The following is a 22,352-nucleotide window of genomic DNA, read 5'->3' as shown; positions in this document are numbered from 1 at the left end:
ACAGCGTCGTTTCGTCGATGAAAAACAATCCTGGCATTCGTCGAACACCTCACTTACCTGTCATTTCTGACAGTTGATACTTCAGGAGCAACTACGAATAACTATGCCCGATTCGAAGCTCTTTCAGGAGACTGCTCCCATGCACACAAAAACCCCGACAGTCTCCGTGAAAGATCCTCGAGGGCTCAACGTCGCCACTGTGTCCTACTACCGTGACACGCCCGGCAAGACAGCAGAGCCTCGGATTTACCGTCAATCCTATAATGCCACAGGTCGCCCGACGATCAGCCGCGACCCTCGTCTGTTCAAGCTGCTTGAGGCCGAGCCAGACGCCCGGCCAAACCTGACGACAGTTTTCAGCCTCACGGGTACGCCCCTCTACAGTGACAGCGTGGATGCGGGAAGCCGGCTGACCCTGACCGGTGTAGCCGGTCAAAACCTCATCGGCTGGGACAGTCTGCTCACTCAGGTTCGAACCGAATACGACCTGTTGCTGCGCCCGGTCAAAACCGTCGAACAGGCTCACGGCACATCCGCAAGAAACCGCTCGGTTTACACCTATGGGGGCAACACTCCGGAATCTGCCTCGCGCAATCAATGCGGCCAATTGATCCGCCATGACGACAGCGCCGGCACTGTGCACTTCACTGACTTCGCGCTGACGGGCGGAGTCAGCGCGCAGACTCGACATTTTCTCAAAGAGCTGGGCGAACCGGACTGGCCCATTGATGAAGCCGAAAGAAACCGGTTGAGCGAGCCCGGCAGCGGCGCGACCACCCGCACCCTCTACAATGCTCTGGGGCTCATGGTCAGCCAGGAAGATGCACAAGGCAACGTCCAATATTCAGATCTGAACATCGCCGGCCAGCTCGGTCAGGTTCGCTTGAAGCTCGCCGGGCAATCGCAAGACAAATCGCTACTGAGCGGCATCCACTACAACACCTTTGGCAACATCGAGCGCCAGACCGCCGGCAATGGCGTGATCAGCGAAGCCCGATACGACCCACAGGACGGCCGATTGCAGGAACTCCAGGCCGGACTTCCCGACCGGCCACCGCTTCAACACCTGGTGTACGGCTATGATCGGGCCGGCAATATCCTCAGCATCAAAGATGCGGCTCGGCGCACCCGTTTTTTTCGCAACCAGAAGATCGAACCGACCAACACTTTCACCTACAACAGTTTGTATCAACTGATAGAGGCAAACGGCTGGCAGCGGGTCAATAGCCAGAACGGCCCTCAGGAGCCGGTCTTTGTTTCCCCTCCCGACCCGGGGCAGCTGGAAAATTACCGCCAGACCTATACCTACGATTGTGCCGGCAACCTCACGACACTGGTTCACAACGCTGCCAGCCACAGCTGGACACAGCAGACGGCGATTTCGAAATACAGCAATCGGGGACTGGCGCAAAAGGCTGACGGCGGGCTACCCGACGAGAGTGAAATCACCGCCGGATTCGATGCCAACGGCAACAAAAGGGAGTTGATGGCGGGCCAGAATCTGACCTGGAGCCTGAACAACCGTCTGCGGCAGGTCGATCAAGTGGTGCGCGAGAACTCACCCAATGACAGCGAAATCTACCTTTACGACGAGTCTGGTCAGCGCAAGCGCAAAATTCGCGTCACTCAAGGCGGTTCATCAACGCGAACGCATGAAGTGCGCTATTTGCCAGGGCTGGAAATCCGTACATCTCCCGAAGAAGTTCTACATGTCATTTCGGTCCAGGCCGGACGCTGCGCGGTACAGGTTCTGCATTGGGAGCCAGGCAGTGGCAACGCCGATCAGTATCGTTACAGCCTGAGCAATCATTTGGGCTCCAGTACATTGGAACTCGGTCAACACGCCGAACTGATCAGCGAGGAAATGTACTACCCCTACGGTGGCACTTCATGGTGGGCCGGCCCGGACAAAGTACAGGCCAGCTATAAGACCCGGCGATACTCAGGCCAGGAACGTGATGCCACCGGACTGTATTACTACGGACAACGTTACTACGCCCACTGGTGGGGGCGCTGGCTCAACCCCGACCCGGCAGGCACTGCCGATGGCTGGAATCTGTTTGCCATGGTGCACGGCAATCCGGTCAGGTTTGTCGATGTTCAGGGCCTGGCTGGGCTCGACACCGCCATGGCGGCCGGTGCGACGGCGGCCCGAGAACTTGCAAGCGCCTTGATCGCCGCCACCGTGCAATATGCAATGACCACGCTGATGTCGCCCATGAACGTGGCAGTGACTGCTGCCGGCGCCACAGCGGGCGCGATTTCAGGCGGCATCAGCGGGTATGCGAGCGCTAACTGGGCTCAATCCGGAGTTTCCGTCGACGATCCCTCCAGCTGGGGGCCTCTCATGGCGAAAGTCGGCGGCGCTGCCCTTGGTGCAGCTCTGGGGGCTGCGCCTTCCTTGCTCGGAACCCTCAATCCAAAAGGCAATACAGCTGCTGCCGCTCAGATCGGCGGAGCTTTCGGGACGGTGTTTCGCGAACTGTCATCCCAATACTTTGCAAATGCCGGCCCGAGCAATCCCTCTGTCGGCCGTGCAGACTTCGTAACCGGACTGGCCAGTATGGGCGCCGTGGGCACCGCCGGAGCAGCAGTGGGGTATGGTGGCGCGACGCTGTTCGGGAATGAAAGCGTGGGTAAAGCCCTACAGTCGACCCTGGTCGGTGCTACTGCGACGGCAGTCGGTGCGGCCGGTGCCTCTGCCGTGAGGGGATTGCGTGGAACGCCAACCAAGCCGTCCAAAGGCAGTGGGCCGACATTCGACCCGAACAAAGCCATCGTCGGATTCAGCAGCCGGCATTTCTTTTCCTCCCTGGGACAGTTAGCCAATCTGGCCGTCGCACAGATTCCTGGATACAGCGCATTGGACGCAAACACTCAAGCTGCGATGACGCGGGCGGTCGGCAATGCCATCGGCGACTTGCGATCGACCTTCGTGACCACCGCGACACCCGGCTTGAGTGCAGAACTGGGGCAAACGTCCTGGGATCTGGAAATGAACACGGTCGGCGCCGGTATCACCCGAGAGAACGTGCCAGTTTCAAGCAATGCGACCGATGACCCGGCAGCCACCGAAATTTTCTACGTCACCAGCGAGACGACGCGCAGGCAGCGCAGCTATTCACGATCCAATCTGCCCCATCAGATGACACACATGTGAACGCAGCGGCTGTATCGCTATCAACGAGACGGCGGTTGTTCCCCCAACGGAACAACCGCCATGGTCAGCCGCGATACGCAACTGGCCTTGCCCTCATCGCTGCTCAAACGGATATCCCAGACATGGGTGGTGCGACCAATGTGAATCGCCTTGGCCACTGCCGTCACTCGCCCGCTGCGCAGCCCGCGCAAATGGTTGGCGTTGATTTCCAGGCCTACGCAATAAAACTTGCTGGCGTCGATGCACAGATAACTGGCCATCGAGCCGACGGTTTCGGCCAGCACCACCGAAGCACCACCATGCAACAAGCCATAAGGCTGGTGCGTGCGATGGTCGATGACCATGCTCGCGGTCAGGGACTCGTCATCGAAGGCTTCGAAGCGAATATCCAGCACTTCGCCGATGGTATTTTTCTGAATTGCGTTCAACCGCTCGACGTTGGGAATGGTGCGCCACAGACTCATCGTTGCGTTCCTTTGTGGGTGTTGTTCGTCGCTCAATCCTGCCACAGCACCGCTTCGCTACGCTCGCTCCATTCTTCGAACCGCGCGCCGTAAGCGGCTTCGATCATGTTGCGCTTGATCTTCAGGGTCGGCGTCAGGAAGCCGTTCTCCACCGCCCAACTGTCCTTGACTACCACCAGTCGGTGCAAGCGCTCATGCTTATCAAGGGCGCCGTTAACCTCCTCCAACAGCTTTTCCAGGCTTGAATGCAGGCCCGCCCTCGTCGCTGCGCTGGCGTCCCGCTGACCGACCGTCGACAACACGCACAACCCCAGCGGTGCGCTCAGGCCATCGCCGACCACACACACTTGTTCGATCCGCGAGTGCACCGCCAGACGATTCTCGATCGGTACCGGGGCGACGTACTTGCCTTTGCTGGTTTTGAAGATTTCCTTCAGGCGCCCGGTCAGGCGCAGGTTGCCTTCGGCATCTTCCTCGCCCTGGTCACCGGTGCGCAGGAAGCCATCTTCGGTGAGCCCCTAGCCACAGCCGCTCCCACATTAGCCCGGTTTCTTCAGGGTCTACGGGTGTTTGATGCCGTTGAGCTTCATCGCCCCGACCAGCAGTTCGTCGCCCTCGAGCTCCGCCAGCCCGGCTGTGCCGACTTTCTCCGGGGCCTGCACATGACCATGCTGCAAATAGCCCAGCAGATTGCCGACCAGCGGGTTATGGCTGACCAGCAGCGCGTGATCCACGGACACCAACTGCTCCGCCACCGCTTGCGGATAGTTGTCGGGCTTGAGCCAGTCGACCGTGCGAATCTCCGGCGCGAAATTCAGCGCCGTACGCACAATTTCTGCCGTCTCCTGCGCTCGATGATAAGGGCTGGCATAAATGGCAGTGAGCGGCTGGCCGATCAATTCGGCTGCGGCACGCAACACCTCTTCACGACCGTGGGCGGTCAGTGCCCGCTCGGAGTCCGGGCGAGTACCATGAGGTTCGGCTTCACCATGACGCAATACCCAGAGTTTCATAGTTTCGGTTCCTCATCTCGGGCCGGATGCGGTGTCGGCGCCACAACGTGCGGGGCTTCACCTTCCGGTGTACGCGGCGCTGGCCAGTCGGCGAACGGCCAGGGCTTCTGGTCGCTGTGAAAGCTGCCGAAACGACCGATCTGTGCCAGAAACTGGCTCAGGCTGTCGCCGAAATTCATCAGGCTGGCGCTCGGCGCGCCATATATCAAACGATAGATCAGCTGCACCAGCACCACTGCGCCGAGGATCAATTGCGCCACTTGCCAGACCAGCACATAGACAATCATCCACAGCACCCGCAGCAGGATGGATTCGTACTTGGCTTCTACTTTTGGATCGTTCATGTCTGTCTCGCTCCCTGCTCGTCTCGGTTAAGTGCTCAGTTGAAACCACTGGTGGAAATAAAGTCCACGTCGGTTTTCGGTTCACCACGCATCAACAACCCAATCACCTGATCAAGCGTGCGCCCTTCGAACAGAATCGCGTGCAATCCGGCGACCAGCGGCATATACACACCTACTTCCTGCGCCTTGGCCTTGAGCACCTTGAGGGTGTTCACGCCTTCGGCGACTTCGCCCAGACGCGTCACCGCGTCCTCCAGGCTCAAGCCCTGGCCGAGGGCAAACCCGACCTGATAATTGCGGCTTTTCGGCGACGAGCAGGTGACGATCAAATCGCCGACGCCCGCCAGGCCCAGGAAAGTCATCGGATTCGCGCCCTGGTTCACCGCGAACCGGGTCATTTCCGCCAGAGCCCGGGTGATCAGCATGCTCTTGGTGTTTTCACCCATCCCCAATGCCACCGCCATGCCGGCGATGATTGCGTAGACGTTTTTCAGCGCCCCGCCCAGCTCCACGCCGAAGCGGTCGGCGCTGGCATACACGCGAAAGGTGCGGCCATGCAACGCAGCCTGGACCCGCTGGCAAAGCTCTTCGTCTTCGCTGGCGACCACCGTGGCGGTCAGCGCGTGTTCGGCCACTTCACGGGCCAGGTTCGGCCCGGACAGCACGCCAATGCGCGCTTGCGGGGCGATGTCTTCAAGGATTTGGCTCATCAGCTTGAACGTGTGGGCTTCGATGCCTTTGGTCAGGCTCACCAGCAGCTTTCCGCTCAAAAGCTGGGCGTGGGGTGCCAGCACCGAACGCAGCGCGCTGGACGGCAGCGCGACGAAGCACAGGTCACAGGCCTCCAGGGTGGCTTGCAGGTCCGTGACCGCCTCCACCGCCGCAAGAATCTTGATGCCTTTGAGGTAACGCGGGTTCTCGCGATCGACCCGAATGGCCTCCGCCTGCTCGGGGTCACGCATCCACAGTCGGACCTGATGCCCGTTCTCGGCCAGCAGATTAGCCACGGCGGTACCAAAACTTCCGCCTCCCAGGACCGCAATTGGGCGCTGTTCAGTCATATGCAATCCGTTAATCCATACCAGTGGCGATGCCGGCATTATACGGAGCGGCCCAGTGGCGGCCAGCCCCTGCATCAAATACCGGCACTTGTAGGAAGAAGACCAACAAAACCGAGGAAAATGCCCGCAACGTGACTGGAAAAGTCGTTGTGCTCGGTTAACATGCGCGCCAACTAATCGCTATCAAGGCTGTGCCGTGTCTTTTGGCTCTCCCTCCTCTCGCTCGCCGCTGGTTCTGGCGCTGATGTTCAGCTCGCCATTGCTGGCCGACGACCTGTTCCTCGACAACGATCCGTTGCCGCAAGTGCTGACGGCAACGCGCTTGAAACAGTCGCCGGCCGCGGTGCCGGGCAGCATGACGGTGATCGACAGCGAACTGATCACCGCCAGTGGCGCGCGGGACATCAGCGAGTTGCTGCGGCTGGTGCCGGGGATGATGGTCGGCAATATCAGCGGCAATCAGGCGGCGGTGAACTACCACGGCACCAACGCCAGTGAAGCCCGGCGCATGCAAGTGCTGATCGACGGCCGCTCGGTGTACCGCGCAGGCCTGGCCACGGTGGACTGGAGCGATATTCCGGTGGCCATGGAAGACATCGAGCGCATCGAGGTTTTTCGTGGCCCGAACACCGTCAGCTACGGCGCCAACGCGCTGATGGCAGTGGTCAATATCATCACCCGCAAGCCGGCCGACAGCCACGGCACGCGGCTGAAAGTCACCCGTGGCCAGCGCGGTATCAACGACTTCTACGCCAGCCAGGGCAAGGGCTGGGGCAGCGGCGACTTGCGTCTGTCGCTGTCCGGCCAGCAAGATGATGGCTTCGACTCGAACCGCACCGGCGCCGATTACCGCGACAGCCGCCGCTTGAACCGCTTCAGCCTTGCCGTCAGCCAGACGCTCAACGAAAACCAGAGCGTCGATTGGCAACTGAATGCCAAGGACGGGACCAACCAGCGGCCGTATACCTACCGCCCGGTATTCTCAGGGATTACCGCCGCCGGGAATAATTCCGACGTCATCGCCAAGGACTACGCCGGCTCGCTGCGCTGGAACCTGGACATCAATCCCGATCACAGCCTTTATATTCAAGGCTCGGCGCAGCACTGGGATCGTCAGCAGACCTGGCGTGCCTGCGATGCCGAGGTCTCGTTCAGCCCGGAACTGACCGAACTCTGGCAACTCAATCCGAACTACGCCGAACGCCTGGCGCGCAACATGGAGCGCTACACCGGTTCCGGCGCACCGGCAGGGACTGCGGCTGAACGTGCGCTGGGCAATCAGGTACTGAGGCAATGGCAAAACGGCGCCCGGCAAACCCTCTGCGGCGACATTGACCAGAGCGCCCGGGAATCACGCTACGACCTCGAACTGCAAGACACGCTCAGCCTGTCCGACAGTCTGCGGCTGGTCAGCGGCATGAACTATCGTTACGACCGGGCAGATTCCGAGACCTACTTCAATGGCACGCTCGACGACACCACCTGGCGAGCGTTCGGCCAACTCGAGTGGCGCGCCACCGAGCACTGGTTGCTGCAAGGCGGTGCGATGTTCGAAGACACGCAGTTGACCGGTAGCTCGCTGACCCCACGGGTGGCGGTCAATTACCTGATCAACCCGCGTCACGGTTTGCGCGCGGTGTATTCGGAAGCCATCCGCTCACCAGACATGTTCGAGAACAACGTCAACTGGAGCTACCAGGTGACCAACCTGCAGCCAAGTACCTACGGCCAGACCAGCGCCCGCTATTTCGTCAGGACCCGTGGCCCGGGCGACCTCGAACAGGAACGCATGCGCTCCCGGGAGCTGGGCTACAACGGCTACTTCGCAGAGTGGGGGCTGACGGTCGATGTAAAGCTGTTCTACGACGAAATCAACGGCATGATCAGCGAACCGCTGCGCAACAATCAGTACATTGCCAGCAACTCGAACAGTTCCAGATACTCCGGGGCTGAAACCCAGCTGGACTGGCGCTTCAGCAGCGCTGACCGTCTGCGCCTGACCTATGCCTACGTCGATGCCGAGGCGAGCAATCCGTTGGATGCACAACAGACGGCGCGCAACAGCGGCTCCGCCGGTTGGCTGCGTAACTGGGGCCACGGCTGGAACAGCGCGCTCTTCTACTATGGCGCCGACGCCCTCAACGGTTACCGCTTCGAACGGGTCGATACCCGCATCGCCAAACGCATTGGCCTGGGCAAGGCCAATCTGGAGCTGGCCGGGATCCTCCAGCAACGCCTCGACAATCAGCCCACCACTTTCGTCGACAACAACTACGACGAGCGCCGGGTGCTCTACTTCAGCGCGGAGCTGGAGTTTTAAGATGCTGCATCGCCGGTCACGGAAGACGCCAACCCTTGGCCGCCTGCTGGCCGGGTTGTGCCTGGTGTTTGCCGGACTGCTGTGCTGCCTGCCGGCACGGGCCGCCGATATTTTGCTGACCGGCGCCGAAGACAGCCCCGGCGTGCAATCTTTCGTCCAGGCCCTGAGCGAGTTGCGCCCCACCGACAGCGTGCGTTTCCAGCCTGTCGCCAGCCTTCCGGCGCCCGGCCAACTGCCCGCTGGCACCCGTTTGATTCTGCTCGACCTGCCAAGCCTCGAGTGGCGCCTGCAAGACGCCCAGGGTCCCGCGACGCTGGTGCTGCGCATCAGCCGCCTGCAAGCCCGACAACGCCTGGGCAATGACCTGCCCCCGCATCTGAGCCTGCTCTGGAGTGATCCGCCACTGGATCGACAATTGCGTCTGACCCGACTCCTTCTGCCTGAAGTCCGACGGGTCGGTGTGCTTTTCGACGGCCACAGTGAGTTCCTGTTGAAGGAACTGCATCAGGCCGCCCTGCCCCTGGGCCTTGAAGTGGTCACCGAGCGTTGGGACAACACCAATGACAGCCGCCCCTTGCAGGCGTTGCTGAAAAACAGTGACGTGCTGCTGGGCCTGGACGACCCTAATCTGTATAACCCGAAAACCGTGAAAAACCTGCTGCTCAGCAGCTATGCCCGGCAACTGGCGCTGATCGGTCCCAACGCCGCCTTCGTCAGGGCCGGCAGCCTCGCCAGCACCTACAGCGACCAGAGCGATTGGCTGAAGATTCTCGACGAACTGCTCGACCGCCCCTCAAACACCTGGCCGCGCACCCTTTATCCGCAGCACTTCAAGGTCTTGAGCAACCCGCAAGTGGCTCGTTCATTAAGTATTGAACCGATGGACGAAGCCTCTGTCGCAACAAGGCTGGCCGAAGGAGAACACCGCCCATGACCTTCCGTCGCGGTTGGGACATCAATACCCGCACCCAGATCATCAGCCTCGGCCCGGCGCTGCTGCTGACGTTGCTGCTGATCAGTTTCTTCACCTTCGTGCGAATCCAGGACCTGCGCCAGGAGCTCAACCACACCGGTCAGCTGATCGCCAACCAACTGGCGCCGGCCACTGAATACGGAGTGATTTCGGGCAACAACGAGGTGCTCGAAAGCTTGCTCAAAGCCACTCTGGCCACGCCCAATGTGCGCTTTCTGGAAGTACAGGACAGCGCCAACCGGACTCTGGTGTACGTCGAACAACCGTCGCAAACCCACAACCGCGCGCACCAGGTCGAAGTGTTCCAGGCGCCGGTGCGGCTGCAACGCATCGCGCTCAACAACGATTTTTTCCAGAACAGCCGTACCGTCCCCACAGCGCCAGGTGAGGATTATCTGGGCCGGGTGATCGTCGGTCTGTCCAACGACGCCTTCAATCAGCGCCAACAAGAAATCCTGTTCAAGGCCGGGATCCTGGCCTTGTTTGCCCTGTTGTTTACCTTTCTGCTGGCTCGGCGCCTGGCCGGCAGCCTGTCGCAACCGATCCACGACATCGGCAATGCGGTCAAGGCGATCCAGGAAGGCGACTACAAAACACCCCTGCCGATTGTCGACGACACCGAACTGGGCGCCCTGTCGCAACACATCAACAACCTTGCCCAAGGCCTTGAACAAGCCAGCCGCGAACAGCATCAGGCCATGGCGCAACTGATCCAGACGCGCGAGGAAGCGGAAAAGGCCAACAACGCCAAATCCGATTTCCTGGCGATGATGAGCCATGAACTGCGCACGCCGATGAATGGCGTGCTGGGGATGCTGCAACTGTTGGAAACCACCGAAATGACCGAGGAGCAGATCGAGTACGCCGCGCTGGCCTCGGAATCCACTGAACACCTGCTCAAAGTCATCAACGACATTCTGGATTTCTCGCGCATCGAGCGCTCGGAACTGGAGCTGGAGCACATTGCGTTCAACCTCGCGGACCTGATCGGCAGTTGCGCTCAGTCGTTCCAGCACAGCGCGGTGCAACGCGGGCTTGACCTGCAACTGCGGATCCCCGAAGACATGCGTGCGCTGCAGGTTCAGGGCGATCCGACGCGGATCCGGCAGATCCTGGTCAATCTGGTCGGCAATGCGCTGAAGTTCACCGAACGGGGTCGCGTCACGATCGAACCGCAGTGGCAATCCCTGGACCACGAACTGCTGTGGTTCACCTGCACCGTGCGCGACAGCGGGATCGGCATCCCGGCCGACAGCCTGGAATTGATGTTCAACGCGTTCCAGCAGGCCGACAGCTCCATTTCAAGACGTTACGGTGGCACCGGGCTGGGGCTGCCGATTGCCCGCACCCTGGCAGAACGAATGGGCGGCACCTTGCGCGCTCAGAGTGAAGAAGGCGTTGGCTCGGTGTTCACCCTGGAAATCCCCCTGGCGATCTACGAACAGTCGTTGCCAGTGCTGACGCCGCGAGTACACACCGGCAATGGTCACGGCGAAGGTCGCAATGTGCTGCTGGTGGAGGACAATCCGGTCAACCGCACCGTCGTCGAAGCAATGTTGCGCAGTCTGGGCTTTACTGTCAGCGTCGCCACCGATGGTGCACAAGCGGTGCGCAGTGCCGAGAGCCTGATTTTCGAAGCGATTCTGATGGACTGCCGACTGCCGGTCGTCGATGGCTATGAGGCTACCCGACAGATCCGTCAACTGCCCGGCTGCGCTGACTTGCCGATCATCGCCCTGACGGCCAACGCCTTGCAGGGCGACCGCGAAGCCTGTCTGTCGGCGGGAATGAACGATTACCTGGCCAAGCCCTTTAAACGCACTGATCTGCAGCAAATTCTGCAGCGATGGGTGCAGTAGTGCAGGCCTTTCGGCTATCTGCGACTGGCGTGAACGACGAAAGTGCGGCAGTCTTAGGCACCCGAACAGGCCCGAAAAGGGGCTTGAATAATAATTTCAGTGCACAAGTGTACATTCATGTCCTTGGTGCTGTGACTTTCACCACAACGCAATAGTCTATGAGTAGGCTGCTGACTCGAGGCATGAACGCTTCGATCGGCCGGGAAGATTCGCCCCACCCTGCCGCATGGGACTATTGAGGAGCTCGCATGACCAAACAAAACGCCTTTACTCGGGAAGACCTGCTGCGCTGCAGTCGCGGTGAGCTGTTCGGCCCAGGTAACGCGCAACTGCCCGCCCCCAACATGCTGATGGTCGATCGCATCACCCTGATCAGCGAAGAAGGTGGCAAGTACGGCAAAGGTGAATTGGTCGCCGAGCTGGATATCACTCCGGACCTGTGGTTCTTCGCCTGCCATTTCGAAGGTGATCCGGTGATGCCGGGCTGCCTGGGCCTTGACGCCATGTGGCAACTGGTCGGTTTCTTCCTCGGCTGGCAAGGTCTGCCGGGCCGCGGTCGCGCCCTGGGTTCGGGCGAAGTGAAATTCTTTGGCCAGGTACTGCCGACCGCCAAGAAAGTCACCTATAACATTCATATCAAGCGCGTCCTCAAAGGCAAGCTGAACCTGGCCATCGCCGATGGTTCCGTGACCGTCGACGGCCGCGAAATCTATACCGCCGAAGGCCTTCGGGTCGGCGTTTTCACCTCCACTGACAACTTCTAAGGGTTATCCGCATGCGCCGCGTCGTTATCACTGGTCTGGGCATCGTTTCGTGCCTGGGCAATGACAAAGAGACCGTCTCCGCTAACCTGCGTGCAAGCCGCCCTGGCATCCGGTTCAACCCGGAATATGCCGAAATGGGTCTGCGTAGCCAGGTTTCCGGCTCCATTGACCTTCCCCTCGAAGAACTGATCGATCGCAAGATCTATCGCTTCGTCGGCCACGCGGCGGCTTACGCCTACCTGGCCATGAAAGATGCCATCGCAGACTCCGGTCTGACCGAAGAGCAGGTTTCCAACGTGCGTACCGGCCTGATCGCCGGTTCCGGTGGCGCGTCGACCTTGAACCAGATGGAAGCGCTGGACATCCTGCGCGAGAAAGGCGTCAAACGCGTAGGCCCGTACCGCGTCACGCGGACCATGGGCAGCACCGTTTCGGCCTGCCTGGCCACGCCATTCAAGATCAAGGGCGTGAACTACTCGATCTCCTCCGCGTGCGCCACCAGTGCTCACTGCATCGGTAACGCTGTGGAGCAGATCCAGTTGGGCAAACAGGACATCGTCTTCGCCGGCGGCGGTGAAGAAGAACACTGGAGCCAGTCGTTCCTGTTCGACGCCATGGGCGCCCTGTCCAGCCAGTACAACGAAACCCCGGAAAAAGCTTCCCGTGCCTACGACGCCAAGCGTGACGGTTTCGTCATCGCCGGCGGTGGCGGCATGGTCGTGGTCGAAGAGCTGGAACACGCTCTGGCCCGCGGCGCGAAGATCTACGCGGAAATCGTTGGCTACGGCGCGACCTCCGACGGCTACGACATGGTCGCCCCAAGCGGTGAAGGCGCCATCCGTTGCATGCAGATGGCCATGGCCACCGTTGATACCCCGATCGACTACCTGAACACCCACGGCACTTCGACTCCGGTCGGCGACGTGATGGAAATGAAAGGTGTGCGTGAAGTGTTCGGCGACAAGGCCCCGGCCATCAGCTCCACCAAGAGCCTGTCGGGTCACTCCCTCGGCGCCGCTGGTGTTCACGAAGCGATCTACTGCCTGCTGATGATGGAAGGCAACTTCATGGCCGGTTCCGCCAACATCGACGAACTGGACCCGGAAGTGGCAGACATGCCAATCCTGACCAAGACTCGCGAAAACGCCACCATCAACACCGTGATGAGCAACAGCTTCGGCTTCGGTGGCACCAACGCCACGCTGGTGCTGAAGCGTTGGGCAGGTAAGTAATACCTCGCCGTTTCGCTGCACACAAAAACGCCCCGACTGGTTCGGGGCGTTTTTTTTGCCTGAATAAAGCAGCCAGTTAAGGCGCAAGCCCGCGCCCACAAGGATTGTGGTGTTCAATCCATCAGGCTCGAACCGCGGTTTTCTTCCTCGCGAACATGAAACATTTGTCATGGAACTCAACGGCCTGCGATCGAATGTCGCGCATTTCGCGGCCTCCAGGACTTTCTCCGATTTTGCAAAAGTCCGTTACCGAATTCAGTCGTTTACTTAGCCAGCTAACCAAACTTATAACAAAGCCCTGCACACGCCTTGCTGCAGATAACAGAGATTGGAGCTAGCAGATGACTGTAAAAGTAACTGAACGCGACGATTCACACATGTCCCACGAAGGCATCGCCGCCGGTATCCGCATCTGGGATGTACATCAACAAGACCTGCTGGTCGGGATGTTCCACTCCGAGACCGAAGCCCACCAATACAAGGCCGAACTGGAAACACTGGAGCAGCAGCGCGAAGCGCGTTCTGCATAATGACCGCATTGAAAACGACAAACCCCGCCATGAGCGGGGTTTGTCGTTGTTGCAGTCTCTAACGGCTTACCACATCAGATCATCAGGGATCTGATAGGCCGCATACGGATCGTCTTCGACGCTGACTTCTTCTGTCTTCACATTCAGCTGCACGATGCGCTGTGGATCGCGCTCCTGAATCTTCAGGGCCGCCTCACGAGGGATCACTTCGTAACCGCCGGCGTGATGCACGATCGCCAGCGAACCGTTGCTGAGCTTGTTGCGCATCAGGGTGTTGACGGAGATGCGTTTGACCTTCTTGTCGTCGACGAAGTTGTAGTAGTCCTCGGTGGTCAGCTTCGGCAGGCGCGTTACTTCGATCAATTGCTTGACCTGGGCGGCACGAGCCTTCTGCTCGGCCTTCTCCTGCTGCTGACGGTTGAGTTCCTGGTCACGCTTGACCTTCTCGGCCATGGCTTCCTGAGCCGCACGCTGCTGGGAGTCATCGAGTTCGATCTGGCCTTTGTGGGCCAAACGTTGTTGTTTCTGTTTTTCTTTGCCGACCTGTTTGGCCTGCTTTTGGTTGACCAGCCCTGCTTTGAGCAACTGGTCGCGAAGGGAAAGGCTCATGGTACTTACTCACTTAGGCAACAGCTCAGCCGCAGCTGGGCAAATTCTTTTCCTGACGTTTGGCTTCGCCCCATAAGGCGTCCAACTCTTCGAGGGTGCAATCTTCTATGGGACGGTGGGTGTCGCGCAATGCCTGTTCGATAAATCGGAAGCGCCTTTCAAATTTTGAGTTCGCGCCGCGCAGCGCGGTTTCCGGATCGACCTTGAGGTGTCGCGCCAGATTGACCACGGAAAACAGCAGGTCGCCGACTTCATCGGCAATCGCTGCCGAGTCATTGTCGGCCATGGCTTCGAGCACTTCATCGAGCTCTTCGCGAACCTTGTCGAGCACCGGCAAGGCGTCCGGCCAGTCGAAACCGACCTGCCCCGCGCGCTTTTGCAGTTTTGCCGAACGGGACAGTGCCGGCAGCGCCGCGGGTACGTCATCGAGCAAGGACAACTGCTGCGGCGCCGAAGACTTCTCGGCGCGCTCTTCAGCCTTGATCTCTTCCCAACGTTGCTTGACCTGCTCTTCATTCAGACGCGGGACGTCCAGCGGCGCGTACAGATCACCGGTAGGGAACACGTGAGGATGACGGCGGATCAACTTGCGCGTGATGCTGTCGACCACGCCAGCGAACTCGAAGCGCCCTTCTTCCCGGGCCAGTTGGCTGTAATAAACCACCTGGAACAACAAGTCGCCCAATTCTCCCTGCAAGTGATCGAAATCGCCGCGCTCGATGGCGTCGGCGACTTCGTAGGCTTCTTCCAGGGTATGTGGAACGATGGTGGCGTAGGTTTGCTTGATGTCCCACGGGCAACCGTATTGCGGGTCGCGCAGGCGGTTCATCAGGTGCAGCAGGTCTTCAAGTGAATACATCAATCTCTCTCACGGCAAAATCCCTAGTGGGAGCGAGCCTGCTCGCTCCCACAGTGGATCGGCGCTGAACATGCGATCAAGGCGTGCGGTTACGGCGGGTTTCGATGATGTTCGGCAACTGGGAAATCCGCCCCAGCAACCGCCCCAATGCATCCAGCCCCGGAATCTCGATGGTCAGGGACATCAGCGCCGTGTTGTCCTCTTTGTTCGAGCGGGTGTTGACCGCCAGCACGTTGATCCGCTCGTTGAGCAGCACTTGCGACACGTCGCGCAGCAGGCCGGAACGGTCGTAGGCACGGATGATGATGTCCACCGGATAGGTGAGCACCGGCACCGGGCCCCAGCTGACCTGGATGATCCGCTCCGGCTCGCGCCCGGCCAGTTGCAGCACCGAGGCGCAGTCCTGACGGTGAATGCTCACGCCACGGCCCTGGGTGATGTAACCGACGATGGCGTCCCCCGGCAACGGCTGGCAGCAACCGGCCATTTGGGTCATCAGGTTGCCGACACCCTGGATCTGGATATCGCCGCGCTTGCCCGGTTTGTAGCCGGTGGCTTTGCGCGGGATCAGCTCCAGCTGTTCGTTGCCGCGTTCCGGCTCGACCAGTTGCTGCGCCAGATTCACCAGTTGTGCCAGACGCAAATCGCCGGCACCCAACGCGGCAAACATGTCCTCGGCGGTCTTCATGTTGGCCTTTTCGGCCAGCTTGTCGAAATCCACCTGCGGCAGGCCGAGGCGATTGAGTTCGCGCTCGAGCAAGGTTTTACCGGCCGCGACGTTCTGATCACGGGCCTGCAACTTGAACCAGTGAACGATCTTCGCCCGCGCCCGCGATGTGGTGACGTAACCCAGGTTCGGGTTCAGCCAGTCGCGGCTCGGGGTGCCGTGCTTGCTGGTGATGATCTCGACCTGTTCACCGGTTTGCAGGCTGTAGTTGAGCGGCACGATCCGCCCGTTGATCTTGGCGCCGCGGCAGTTGTGACCGATTTCGGTGTGCACGCGATAGGCGAAGTCCAGCGGTGTCGCACCCTTCGGCAAGTCGATGGCGTGACCGTCGGGAGTGAAGATATAAACCCGGTCCGGCTCGATATCGACCCGCAGCTGTTCGGCAAGGCCGCCGATATCGCCCAGCTCTTCGTGCCACTCGAGGACCTGACGCAGCCAGGAGATTTTCTCTTCGTAGTGGTTCGAGCCGGACTTGACGTCGGTGCCCTTGTATTTCCAGTGCGCGCAAACCCCCAACTCGGCTTCTTCGTGCATGGCGTGGGTGCGGATCTGCACTTCCAGCACCTTGCCTTCAGGGCCGATCACCGCGGTGTGCAGCGAGCGGTAGCCGTTCTCTTTCGGGTTGGCGATGTAGTCGTCGAACTCTTTCGGGATGTGCCGCCACAGGGTGTGGACGATGCCGAGCGCGGTGTAGCAATCACGCATTTCCGGCACCAGCACACGAACGGCGCGCACGTCGTAGATCTGGCTGAACTCCAGACCCTTGCGCTGCATTTTGCGCCAGATCGAATAGATGTGTTTGGCCCGGCCACTGATGTCGGCATCGACGCCGGTGGCCTGCAACTCGTTCTTGAGCTGGCTCATCACGTCGGCAATGAAGCGCTCGCGATCCAGCCGCCGCTCGTGGAGCAACTTGGCGATCTGCTTGTACTGGTCGGGCTCGAGGTAACGGAAGGACAAGTCCTCCAGCTCCCACTTGATATGACCGATACCGAGGCGGTGGGCCAGCGGCGCGTAAATGTCGAAGACTTCACGGGCGACGCGGTTGCGCTTCTCGTCGTCGGCGGTTTTCACTGCGCGGATCGCGCAGGTGCGTTCGGCCAGTTTGATCAGCGCGACGCGCACGTCGTCAACCATGGCCACGAGCATTTTGCGCAGGTTTTCGACCTGACCCTGAGTGCCCATCACCATGGATTTACGCGGGCTCAGGCTGTCGCTGATCGCCGCCATGCGTTGCACGCCGTCGATGAGTTTGGCCACCACCGGACCGAAGCGCTGGCTGACTGCCGGCAATTGGATCTGGCCTTCACGCACGCCACGGTACAAGACCGCCGCGACCAACGAATCCTGATCGAGTTTGAGGTCGGCGAGAATCTCGGCGATCTCAAGGCCCGTGCGGAAACTCGAGGTCCCTTCGGACCACAGATTCTTCGCCGCATTGGCTTGTTGTTCGGCCTCGCGAGCGAACTCGCAGGCTTCTTTCAAGGCTTCGCGATCCAGTGCCGCATCGACACTGACCGCGTGATCGAGCCAAGCCTCGAGATTGATACTGCCGTCAGTGTTGATCGGCTGGTGTGCTCTCACCTGTACCATCTTGCTTTACCTTCCCTACGACGCAGATTCAATGCGTCAAATCGCTGACCTTCGCTGCCCGTGTGTACTCGCGGGGCTAAGACGAATGCGCTTTGCACGAGCGGGTCAGTCGGACCAGACGAGCCATCCTAGCTCGCTTCAAATAACGCCATGGCCTCGACATGTGCCGTCTGAGGAAACATATCGAGAATCCCGGCACGTTTTAACCGGTAGCCCTGCTTGATCAATTCGACCGTGTCGCGCGCCAGCGTTGCAGGGTTGCACGACACATACACCAATCGTTCGGCACCCAGGGATGCAAGCTTGCGCACCACCTCGAAAGCACCGTCACGCGGTGGGTCCAAGAGTACCGCACAAAAGCCTTCGCTGGCCCATTCGGCATCAGCCAAAGGCTGGGATAAATCGGCCTGAAAAAACTTCGCATTATGCAAATTGTTGTTGGCAGCGTTCGCGGCCGCCCGCTCGACCATGGCCTGCACACCCTCGACCGCCACCACTTCGCGCACGGCTTTGGCCAGCGGCAAGGCAAAGTTGCCCAGCCCACAGAACAGGTCCAGAACCCGCTCATCGGATTTCGGCGCCAACCACTCCAGCGCCTGGGCCACCATCGCTTCGTTGACCCCGGCGTTGACCTGAATGAAATCTCCCGGCCGATACGCCAGGTTCAGGTCCCACTGTTCAAGGCGGTAGCCCAGCGACTGATCGGCCTCGACCGGTTGCGGCTCGCCTTCCCCATGCAGCCACAATTGGGCTTCATGGAAGGCGCAGAAATCCTTGAGGATCGTCATGTCGGCTTCGGACAACGGCACCATGTGCCGCAGCAATACCGCCAATGACGAACCGCTGAACAACTCCACGTGCCCCAGTGCCTGAGGTTTGCTCAAGCGCCGGAGCATCTCCGGCAAGCGGGTCATGATCGGTTGCAAGGGCTGTACCAGCACCGGGCATTCGTTGATGGCGACAATGTCCTGACTGCCGGCGGCGCGGAAGCCGACTTCCAGTTTTTTCGCTTTCATGTCCCAACGCACCGCCACTCGGGCGCGACGACGGTAGCCGAATTCCGGACCGCTCAACGGCGCTGCCCACTCATCAGGTTCGACACCGGCAACCCGCGACAATTGCTCGGCGAGCATGCGCTGTTTCAGGGCGAGCTGTTCGTTGTGGGGCAAATGCTGCACGCTGCAACCGCCGCAGCGAGCAGCATGAGCGCACGGTGCCGGGCGGCGCAATTCACTGGCCTGGAACACGCGTTCGGTGCGCGCCTCGACCACTTTGCCATGGGCACCCAAGACCCGCGCCTCGACGTCTTCACCGGCCAATGCGCCGATGACGAACCAGGTGCGACCTTCGAAAAACGCGATACCGCGACCGTCACTGGCCAGCCGCTCGATGGTCAAGCGCTGCTTTTTGCCGGTCGGGACTTGCGGGGCCTTGCTGCCGCCCGTGGGCTGGAAGCGCAGGCCTCTCTCTTGCCTGGCCATCAGTTGGGCGCGTCGAAAATGCCGGTCGACAGGTAACGGTCGCCACGGTCGCAGATGATCGCGACGATCACCGCGTTTTCAACTTCTTTGGACAGGCGCAGCATCGCCGCCACGGCACCGCCCGAAGACACGCCACAGAAGATACCTTCTTCGCGCGCCAGACGACGGGTCACGTCTTCGGCTTCGCTCTGCGCCATGTCGACGATCCGGTCCACGCGATCGGCCTGATAAATCTTCGGCAGGTATTCCTGCGGCCAGCGACGGATGCCCGGAATCGCCGAGCCTTCCATCGGCTGCAGCCCGATGATCTGCACGTTGTCGTTCTGTTCTTTCAGGTAACGCGAGACACCCATGATGGTGCCGGTGGTGCCCATCGAGCTGACGAAATGCGTGATGGTGCCTTGGGTCTGACGCCAGATTTCCGGACCGGTGGTGGTGTAGTGCGCCTCGGGGTTGTCACCGTTGGCGAACTGATCCAGCACCTTGCCACGGCCTTCGGCTTCCATTCGCTGGGCGAGGTCGCGAGCGCCTTCCATGCCTTCTTCCTGGCTGACCAGAATCAGCTCGGCGCCATAGGCTGTCATCGCGGCTTTGCGCTCGGCGCTGGAGTTGTCCGGCATGATCAGGATCATCTTGTAACCCTTGATCGCGGCGGCCATGGCCAGGGCGATCCCGGTGTTGCCCGAGGTCGCTTCGATCAGCGTATCGCCAGCGTGGATCTGCCCGCGCAATTCGGCGCGGGTGATCATCGACAGCGCCGGACGGTCCTTGACCGAACCCGCCGGGTTATTCCCTTCGAGCTTGAGCAAAAGGGTGTTGCTGGTGGCGCCAGGCAGGCGCTGCAAACGGACCAGCGGAGTGTTGCCGACGCAATCGGCGATGGTTGGGTACTGCAAGGTCATGGCGTATTCGCAATCCAGACTGCGGGGGCGCCTATCATACCGGCAAACGTGCGCAGGCCATATCACGCAAAGTAAGGGGCTTATTGCTTATGGGAATAAGGGTGGGATTTGTGGTGGATGGGAGGGCCTCTTCGCGAGCAGGCCCGCTCTCACCCTCAGTCTAATTCCTGCGCAAGACACAAGCGGGCTTGCTCGCCAAAACGGTCTGACAGGCTCCACCCTCATCAGCCACTAGACGCATATTCAGCCGCAACCCTGCCCCGCTGTTCTCAGCCCACAGACGCCCGCCCTGGCGCTGCACCGCATTCCTCGCGATGCTCAAACCCAGCCCGAATCCACCGTCCCCCGGCCGCGAACCGTCGAGCCGGATGAACGGCGAGAAGATCCGTTCAAGCGCCTCGTCAGCCACCCCACCGCCCTCGTCCTCCAGCCAAAGGTGCCAGAAGTCGCCATCGCGCCGACCGCCGAGCCTCACAACACTGTCCTTCGGTGAATGACGAATGGCATTGCGCAGAATGTTTTCCAGCGCCTGAGCCAGGGTATTGAGATGACCCCGCACCCAGCAGGACTCATCCACCGCACAGTGCAATTGACTCGCCGGCCAGCCACTTTCATAGCAGGCGTTTTCCGTGAGCATGTCCCACAACGCCTGGACCTGGATCGCTTCGTCAGGCAACGGCGCGCGCTCGGTGTCGAGCCACGCCAGTTGCAGGGTGTCCTCGACCAGACGCTGCATGCCGTCGACTTCGCGGCCAATGCGTTCGCGCAATTGACCCAGCTCCTGCTCGCTCTCGCTGGCCACCCGCAGCCGGCTCAGCGGCGTGCGCATTTCGTGGGACAGGTCGCGCAGCAATTGCTGTTGCAGCACAACCGTGCTTTGCAGGCGCTCAGCCATGTGATCGAAGGCCCTGCCCAGTTCGCCCAACTCATCCGGGCGATTGGTGGTGCGGCTCGACAAGCGCACAGTCAGCTGGTCAGCGCGCCAGGTATTGGCCTGTTCGCGCAGGCTGTTCAGCGGGACCACCAGCAATCGATACAGCCCCACGCACACCAGCAGCGTGAGCAACCCGGGAATCACCCCATTGGTGATCACCCGCCAGAACACCCGGTAGCGCCCGGGCATGAAACGCTGAGGCAGTTCGATCACCAGACTGCCGGCGGCCGGGTCGTTGGGGAATGGGATTTTCAGCCAGGGCAGGCCGTTGTTACGACGACTCACCGGCCAGTCCAGGCCGCGCAAAAAGGTCAGTCGCTGAACTTCCTTTTCCGTCAGCGGATAACTGCTCAGGGATTGCAAGTCGCCGCCGATGACACCGACCCACGTCGTCTCGTGATGGCCGACACGACGCAACCAGGCATCGACGCCCATACTCTGCCGTTCACTCCACGCTTGCTCCGCCTCGGCGGCGTAGCGCATCAGGCTGCCCCGGGCCTCGTCGGACAGGAACAGGTTCTGCTTTTCCATGTAGCGGCCCCAGGACCAGCTCAACCAGATCATCAGCAGACAGAACGCCACCAACAAACAAGCCAGCTTCCAGAACAGTGAATGCCTGCCCGGTACGTCAGACCATTTCATCGGCCGCACTCAATACATACCCCTTGCCCCAAACGGTACGCACTTCGCGCTCGGTGTAGCCGATGGCCTTGAGTTTGCGGCGGATCTGGCTGATGTGCATGTCGAGGCTGCGATCATGGGCGGCGTAACCGCGTTGCAGGACTTGCTGATAAAGGAAGGCTTTGCTCAGCACTTCATCGCCGTTGCGATTGAGCGTTTCCAGCAATCGGTACTCGCTGCGGGTCAGGCCGGCGGCGTGTTCGCCGAAGGACACCTCGCAGAGTTCGTCGTCGAAACGCAGGCTGCCCACCGAAGGCGCAACCGGTGCGGGCACCGGTCGGCGATCGAGCGCCACACGCCGCAGGATCGCTTCGATGCGCACCCGCAACTCGGCGATGCTGAAGGGTTTGGGCAAGTAATCGTCGGCCCCGAGGCGAAAGCCACTGATGCGATCCGCCTCGGCCCCCAGCGCCGACATCAGCACCACCGGCGTGGAGTGGCTCTGGCGCAATTGGGTCAGCACCGCCAGGCCATCGAGCCCCGGCAGCAGGATATCCATCAGCACCACATCGAAGGCTTGTTGGCGCGCAATGGCCAGACCTTCCCGCCCGTTCTGGCACCAGGTCACCTGAAAACCGCAGCGCCCCAGATGCTCATGAACATAAGCACCGAGCACCAGATCGTCTTCGATGGAGAGAATTCGGGGATGGCCAACAGAGATGGGAGTCATAAGTATCTGCAAATAATTCTCAGTTGCCGATTATTCAAGATTGCCTCGCCAGGGGCAACTCAAGGTTTGGGGGGGGGGGGGGGGGGGGGGGGGGGGGGGGGGGGGGGGGGGGGGGGGGGGGGGGGGGGGGGGGGGGGGGGGGGGGGGGGGGGCGGGGGGGGGGGGGGGGGGGGCGG

At 60.7% G+C, this 22,352-nt stretch carries 18 protein-coding genes and 1 pseudogene; 7 read left to right on the top strand and 12 right to left on the bottom strand.

Going from position 1 to position 22,352, the window contains the following annotated elements; genetic code table 11:
* Positions 1-139 precede the first annotated feature (139 nt).
* The gene (locus AACY49_RS17690; RefSeq protein ID WP_339525391.1) at positions 140-3,160 is read left to right on the top strand and encodes an RHS repeat-associated core domain-containing protein; all 3,021 of its coding nucleotides are present in this window, start codon (positions 140-142) and stop codon (positions 3,158-3,160) included.
* A 20-nt stretch (positions 3,161-3,180) separates the two neighbouring features.
* Here the strand turns inward: AACY49_RS17690 and AACY49_RS17685 are convergent, their stop codons facing one another.
* The 5 genes and pseudogenes from AACY49_RS17685 to AACY49_RS17665 all read right to left on the bottom strand — a co-directional run bounded on the left by AACY49_RS17685 (position 3,181) and on the right by AACY49_RS17665 (position 6,042).
* Positions 3,181-3,624 carry a hotdog fold thioesterase gene (locus AACY49_RS17685; protein WP_320393649.1) on the bottom strand — a complete coding sequence of 148 codons (444 nt, stop codon included), beginning with the start codon at positions 3,622-3,624 and terminating at the stop codon, positions 3,181-3,183.
* A 32-nt stretch (positions 3,625-3,656) separates the two neighbouring features.
* Positions 3,657-4,139, bottom strand: a pseudogene (locus tag AACY49_RS17680) (AMP-binding protein); the annotation flags it as partial.
* Between the two features lie 45 nt (positions 4,140-4,184).
* Entirely contained in the window at positions 4,185-4,637 is a 453-nt protein-coding gene (gene sixA / locus AACY49_RS17675) for a phosphohistidine phosphatase SixA (RefSeq protein ID WP_258699556.1), read from the bottom strand.
* Positions 4,634-4,981: a DUF4389 domain-containing protein gene (locus tag AACY49_RS17670; protein WP_258699555.1), complete on the bottom strand. Its 348-nt coding sequence runs from the start codon at positions 4,979-4,981 to the stop codon at positions 4,634-4,636. Before AACY49_RS17670 ends, sixA begins: the two co-directional genes overlap by 4 nt.
* 35 nt (positions 4,982-5,016) lie before the next feature.
* Positions 5,017-6,042: an NAD(P)H-dependent glycerol-3-phosphate dehydrogenase gene (locus AACY49_RS17665; protein ID WP_258699554.1), complete on the bottom strand. Its 1,026-nt coding sequence runs from the start codon at positions 6,040-6,042 to the stop codon at positions 5,017-5,019.
* A gap of 196 nt (positions 6,043-6,238) precedes the next feature.
* Between AACY49_RS17665 and AACY49_RS17660 the strand changes: the two genes are divergently transcribed.
* The 6 genes from AACY49_RS17660 to AACY49_RS17635 all read left to right on the top strand — a co-directional run bounded on the left by AACY49_RS17660 (position 6,239) and on the right by AACY49_RS17635 (position 13,720).
* On the top strand, positions 6,239-8,362 hold the full coding sequence (locus tag AACY49_RS17660; protein ID WP_339525386.1) for a TonB-dependent receptor plug domain-containing protein: 2,124 nt from the start codon (positions 6,239-6,241) through the stop codon (positions 8,360-8,362).
* A 1-nt stretch (position 8,363) separates the two neighbouring features.
* On the top strand, positions 8,364-9,296 hold the full coding sequence (locus tag AACY49_RS17655; protein ID WP_258699552.1) for an ABC transporter substrate-binding protein: 933 nt from the start codon (positions 8,364-8,366) through the stop codon (positions 9,294-9,296).
* On the top strand, positions 9,293-11,194 hold the full coding sequence (locus tag AACY49_RS17650; protein ID WP_339525383.1) for an ATP-binding protein: 1,902 nt from the start codon (positions 9,293-9,295) through the stop codon (positions 11,192-11,194). Before AACY49_RS17655 ends, AACY49_RS17650 begins: the two co-directional genes overlap by 4 nt.
* Positions 11,195-11,442: 248 nt before the next feature.
* Positions 11,443-11,958 (top strand): 3-hydroxyacyl-[acyl-carrier-protein] dehydratase FabA, encoded by a 516-nt coding sequence (gene fabA / locus AACY49_RS17645; protein ID WP_003179264.1) that lies wholly within the window; start codon positions 11,443-11,445, stop codon positions 11,956-11,958.
* 11 nt (positions 11,959-11,969) lie between these two features.
* The gene (gene fabB, locus AACY49_RS17640; protein ID WP_339525381.1) at positions 11,970-13,190 is read left to right on the top strand and encodes a beta-ketoacyl-ACP synthase I; all 1,221 of its coding nucleotides are present in this window, start codon (positions 11,970-11,972) and stop codon (positions 13,188-13,190) included.
* A 341-nt stretch (positions 13,191-13,531) separates the two neighbouring features.
* A complete protein-coding gene (locus tag AACY49_RS17635) occupies positions 13,532-13,720 on the top strand; it encodes a hypothetical protein (RefSeq protein ID WP_030130084.1) in 189 nt (62 codons plus the stop codon).
* A gap of 66 nt (positions 13,721-13,786) precedes the next feature.
* On the opposite strand, the gene AACY49_RS17630 is transcribed toward AACY49_RS17635, so the two are convergent.
* The 7 genes from AACY49_RS17630 to AACY49_RS17600 all read right to left on the bottom strand — a co-directional run bounded on the left by AACY49_RS17630 (position 13,787) and on the right by AACY49_RS17600 (position 22,176).
* Complete coding sequence (locus tag AACY49_RS17630) at positions 13,787-14,329, bottom strand: DUF2058 domain-containing protein (protein WP_258699549.1); 543 nt, start codon at positions 14,327-14,329, stop codon at positions 13,787-13,789.
* Between the two features lie 25 nt (positions 14,330-14,354).
* On the bottom strand, positions 14,355-15,188 hold the full coding sequence (gene mazG, locus AACY49_RS17625; RefSeq protein ID WP_258699548.1) for a nucleoside triphosphate pyrophosphohydrolase: 834 nt from the start codon (positions 15,186-15,188) through the stop codon (positions 14,355-14,357).
* A 76-nt stretch (positions 15,189-15,264) separates the two neighbouring features.
* Positions 15,265-17,508, bottom strand: a complete 2,244-nt coding sequence (relA, locus tag AACY49_RS17620) for a GTP diphosphokinase (protein ID WP_258699547.1) — start codon at positions 17,506-17,508, stop codon at positions 15,265-15,267.
* A 128-nt stretch (positions 17,509-17,636) separates the two neighbouring features.
* Positions 17,637-18,989 (bottom strand): 23S rRNA (uracil(1939)-C(5))-methyltransferase RlmD, encoded by a 1,353-nt coding sequence (gene rlmD / locus AACY49_RS17615; protein WP_258699546.1) that lies wholly within the window; start codon positions 18,987-18,989, stop codon positions 17,637-17,639.
* Positions 18,989-19,891 carry a cysteine synthase CysM gene (cysM, locus tag AACY49_RS17610; protein ID WP_258699545.1) on the bottom strand — a complete coding sequence of 301 codons (903 nt, stop codon included), beginning with the start codon at positions 19,889-19,891 and terminating at the stop codon, positions 18,989-18,991. The genes rlmD and cysM overlap by 1 nt, the downstream gene beginning before the upstream one ends.
* Positions 19,892-20,051: 160 nt before the next feature.
* Positions 20,052-21,467: a sensor histidine kinase gene (locus AACY49_RS17605; protein ID WP_339525376.1), complete on the bottom strand. Its 1,416-nt coding sequence runs from the start codon at positions 21,465-21,467 to the stop codon at positions 20,052-20,054.
* Positions 21,454-22,176 carry a response regulator transcription factor gene (locus AACY49_RS17600; protein ID WP_258699543.1) on the bottom strand — a complete coding sequence of 241 codons (723 nt, stop codon included), beginning with the start codon at positions 22,174-22,176 and terminating at the stop codon, positions 21,454-21,456. The genes AACY49_RS17605 and AACY49_RS17600 overlap by 14 nt, the downstream gene beginning before the upstream one ends.
* Positions 22,177-22,352 lie beyond the last annotated feature (176 nt).

This window comes from Pseudomonas sp. EL_65y_Pfl2_R96 (genome assembly GCF_963970905.1).
Lineage (GTDB): Bacteria > Pseudomonadota > Gammaproteobacteria > Pseudomonadales > Pseudomonadaceae > Aquipseudomonas.
This window is presented reverse-complemented; position numbering and strand designations above follow the sequence as displayed.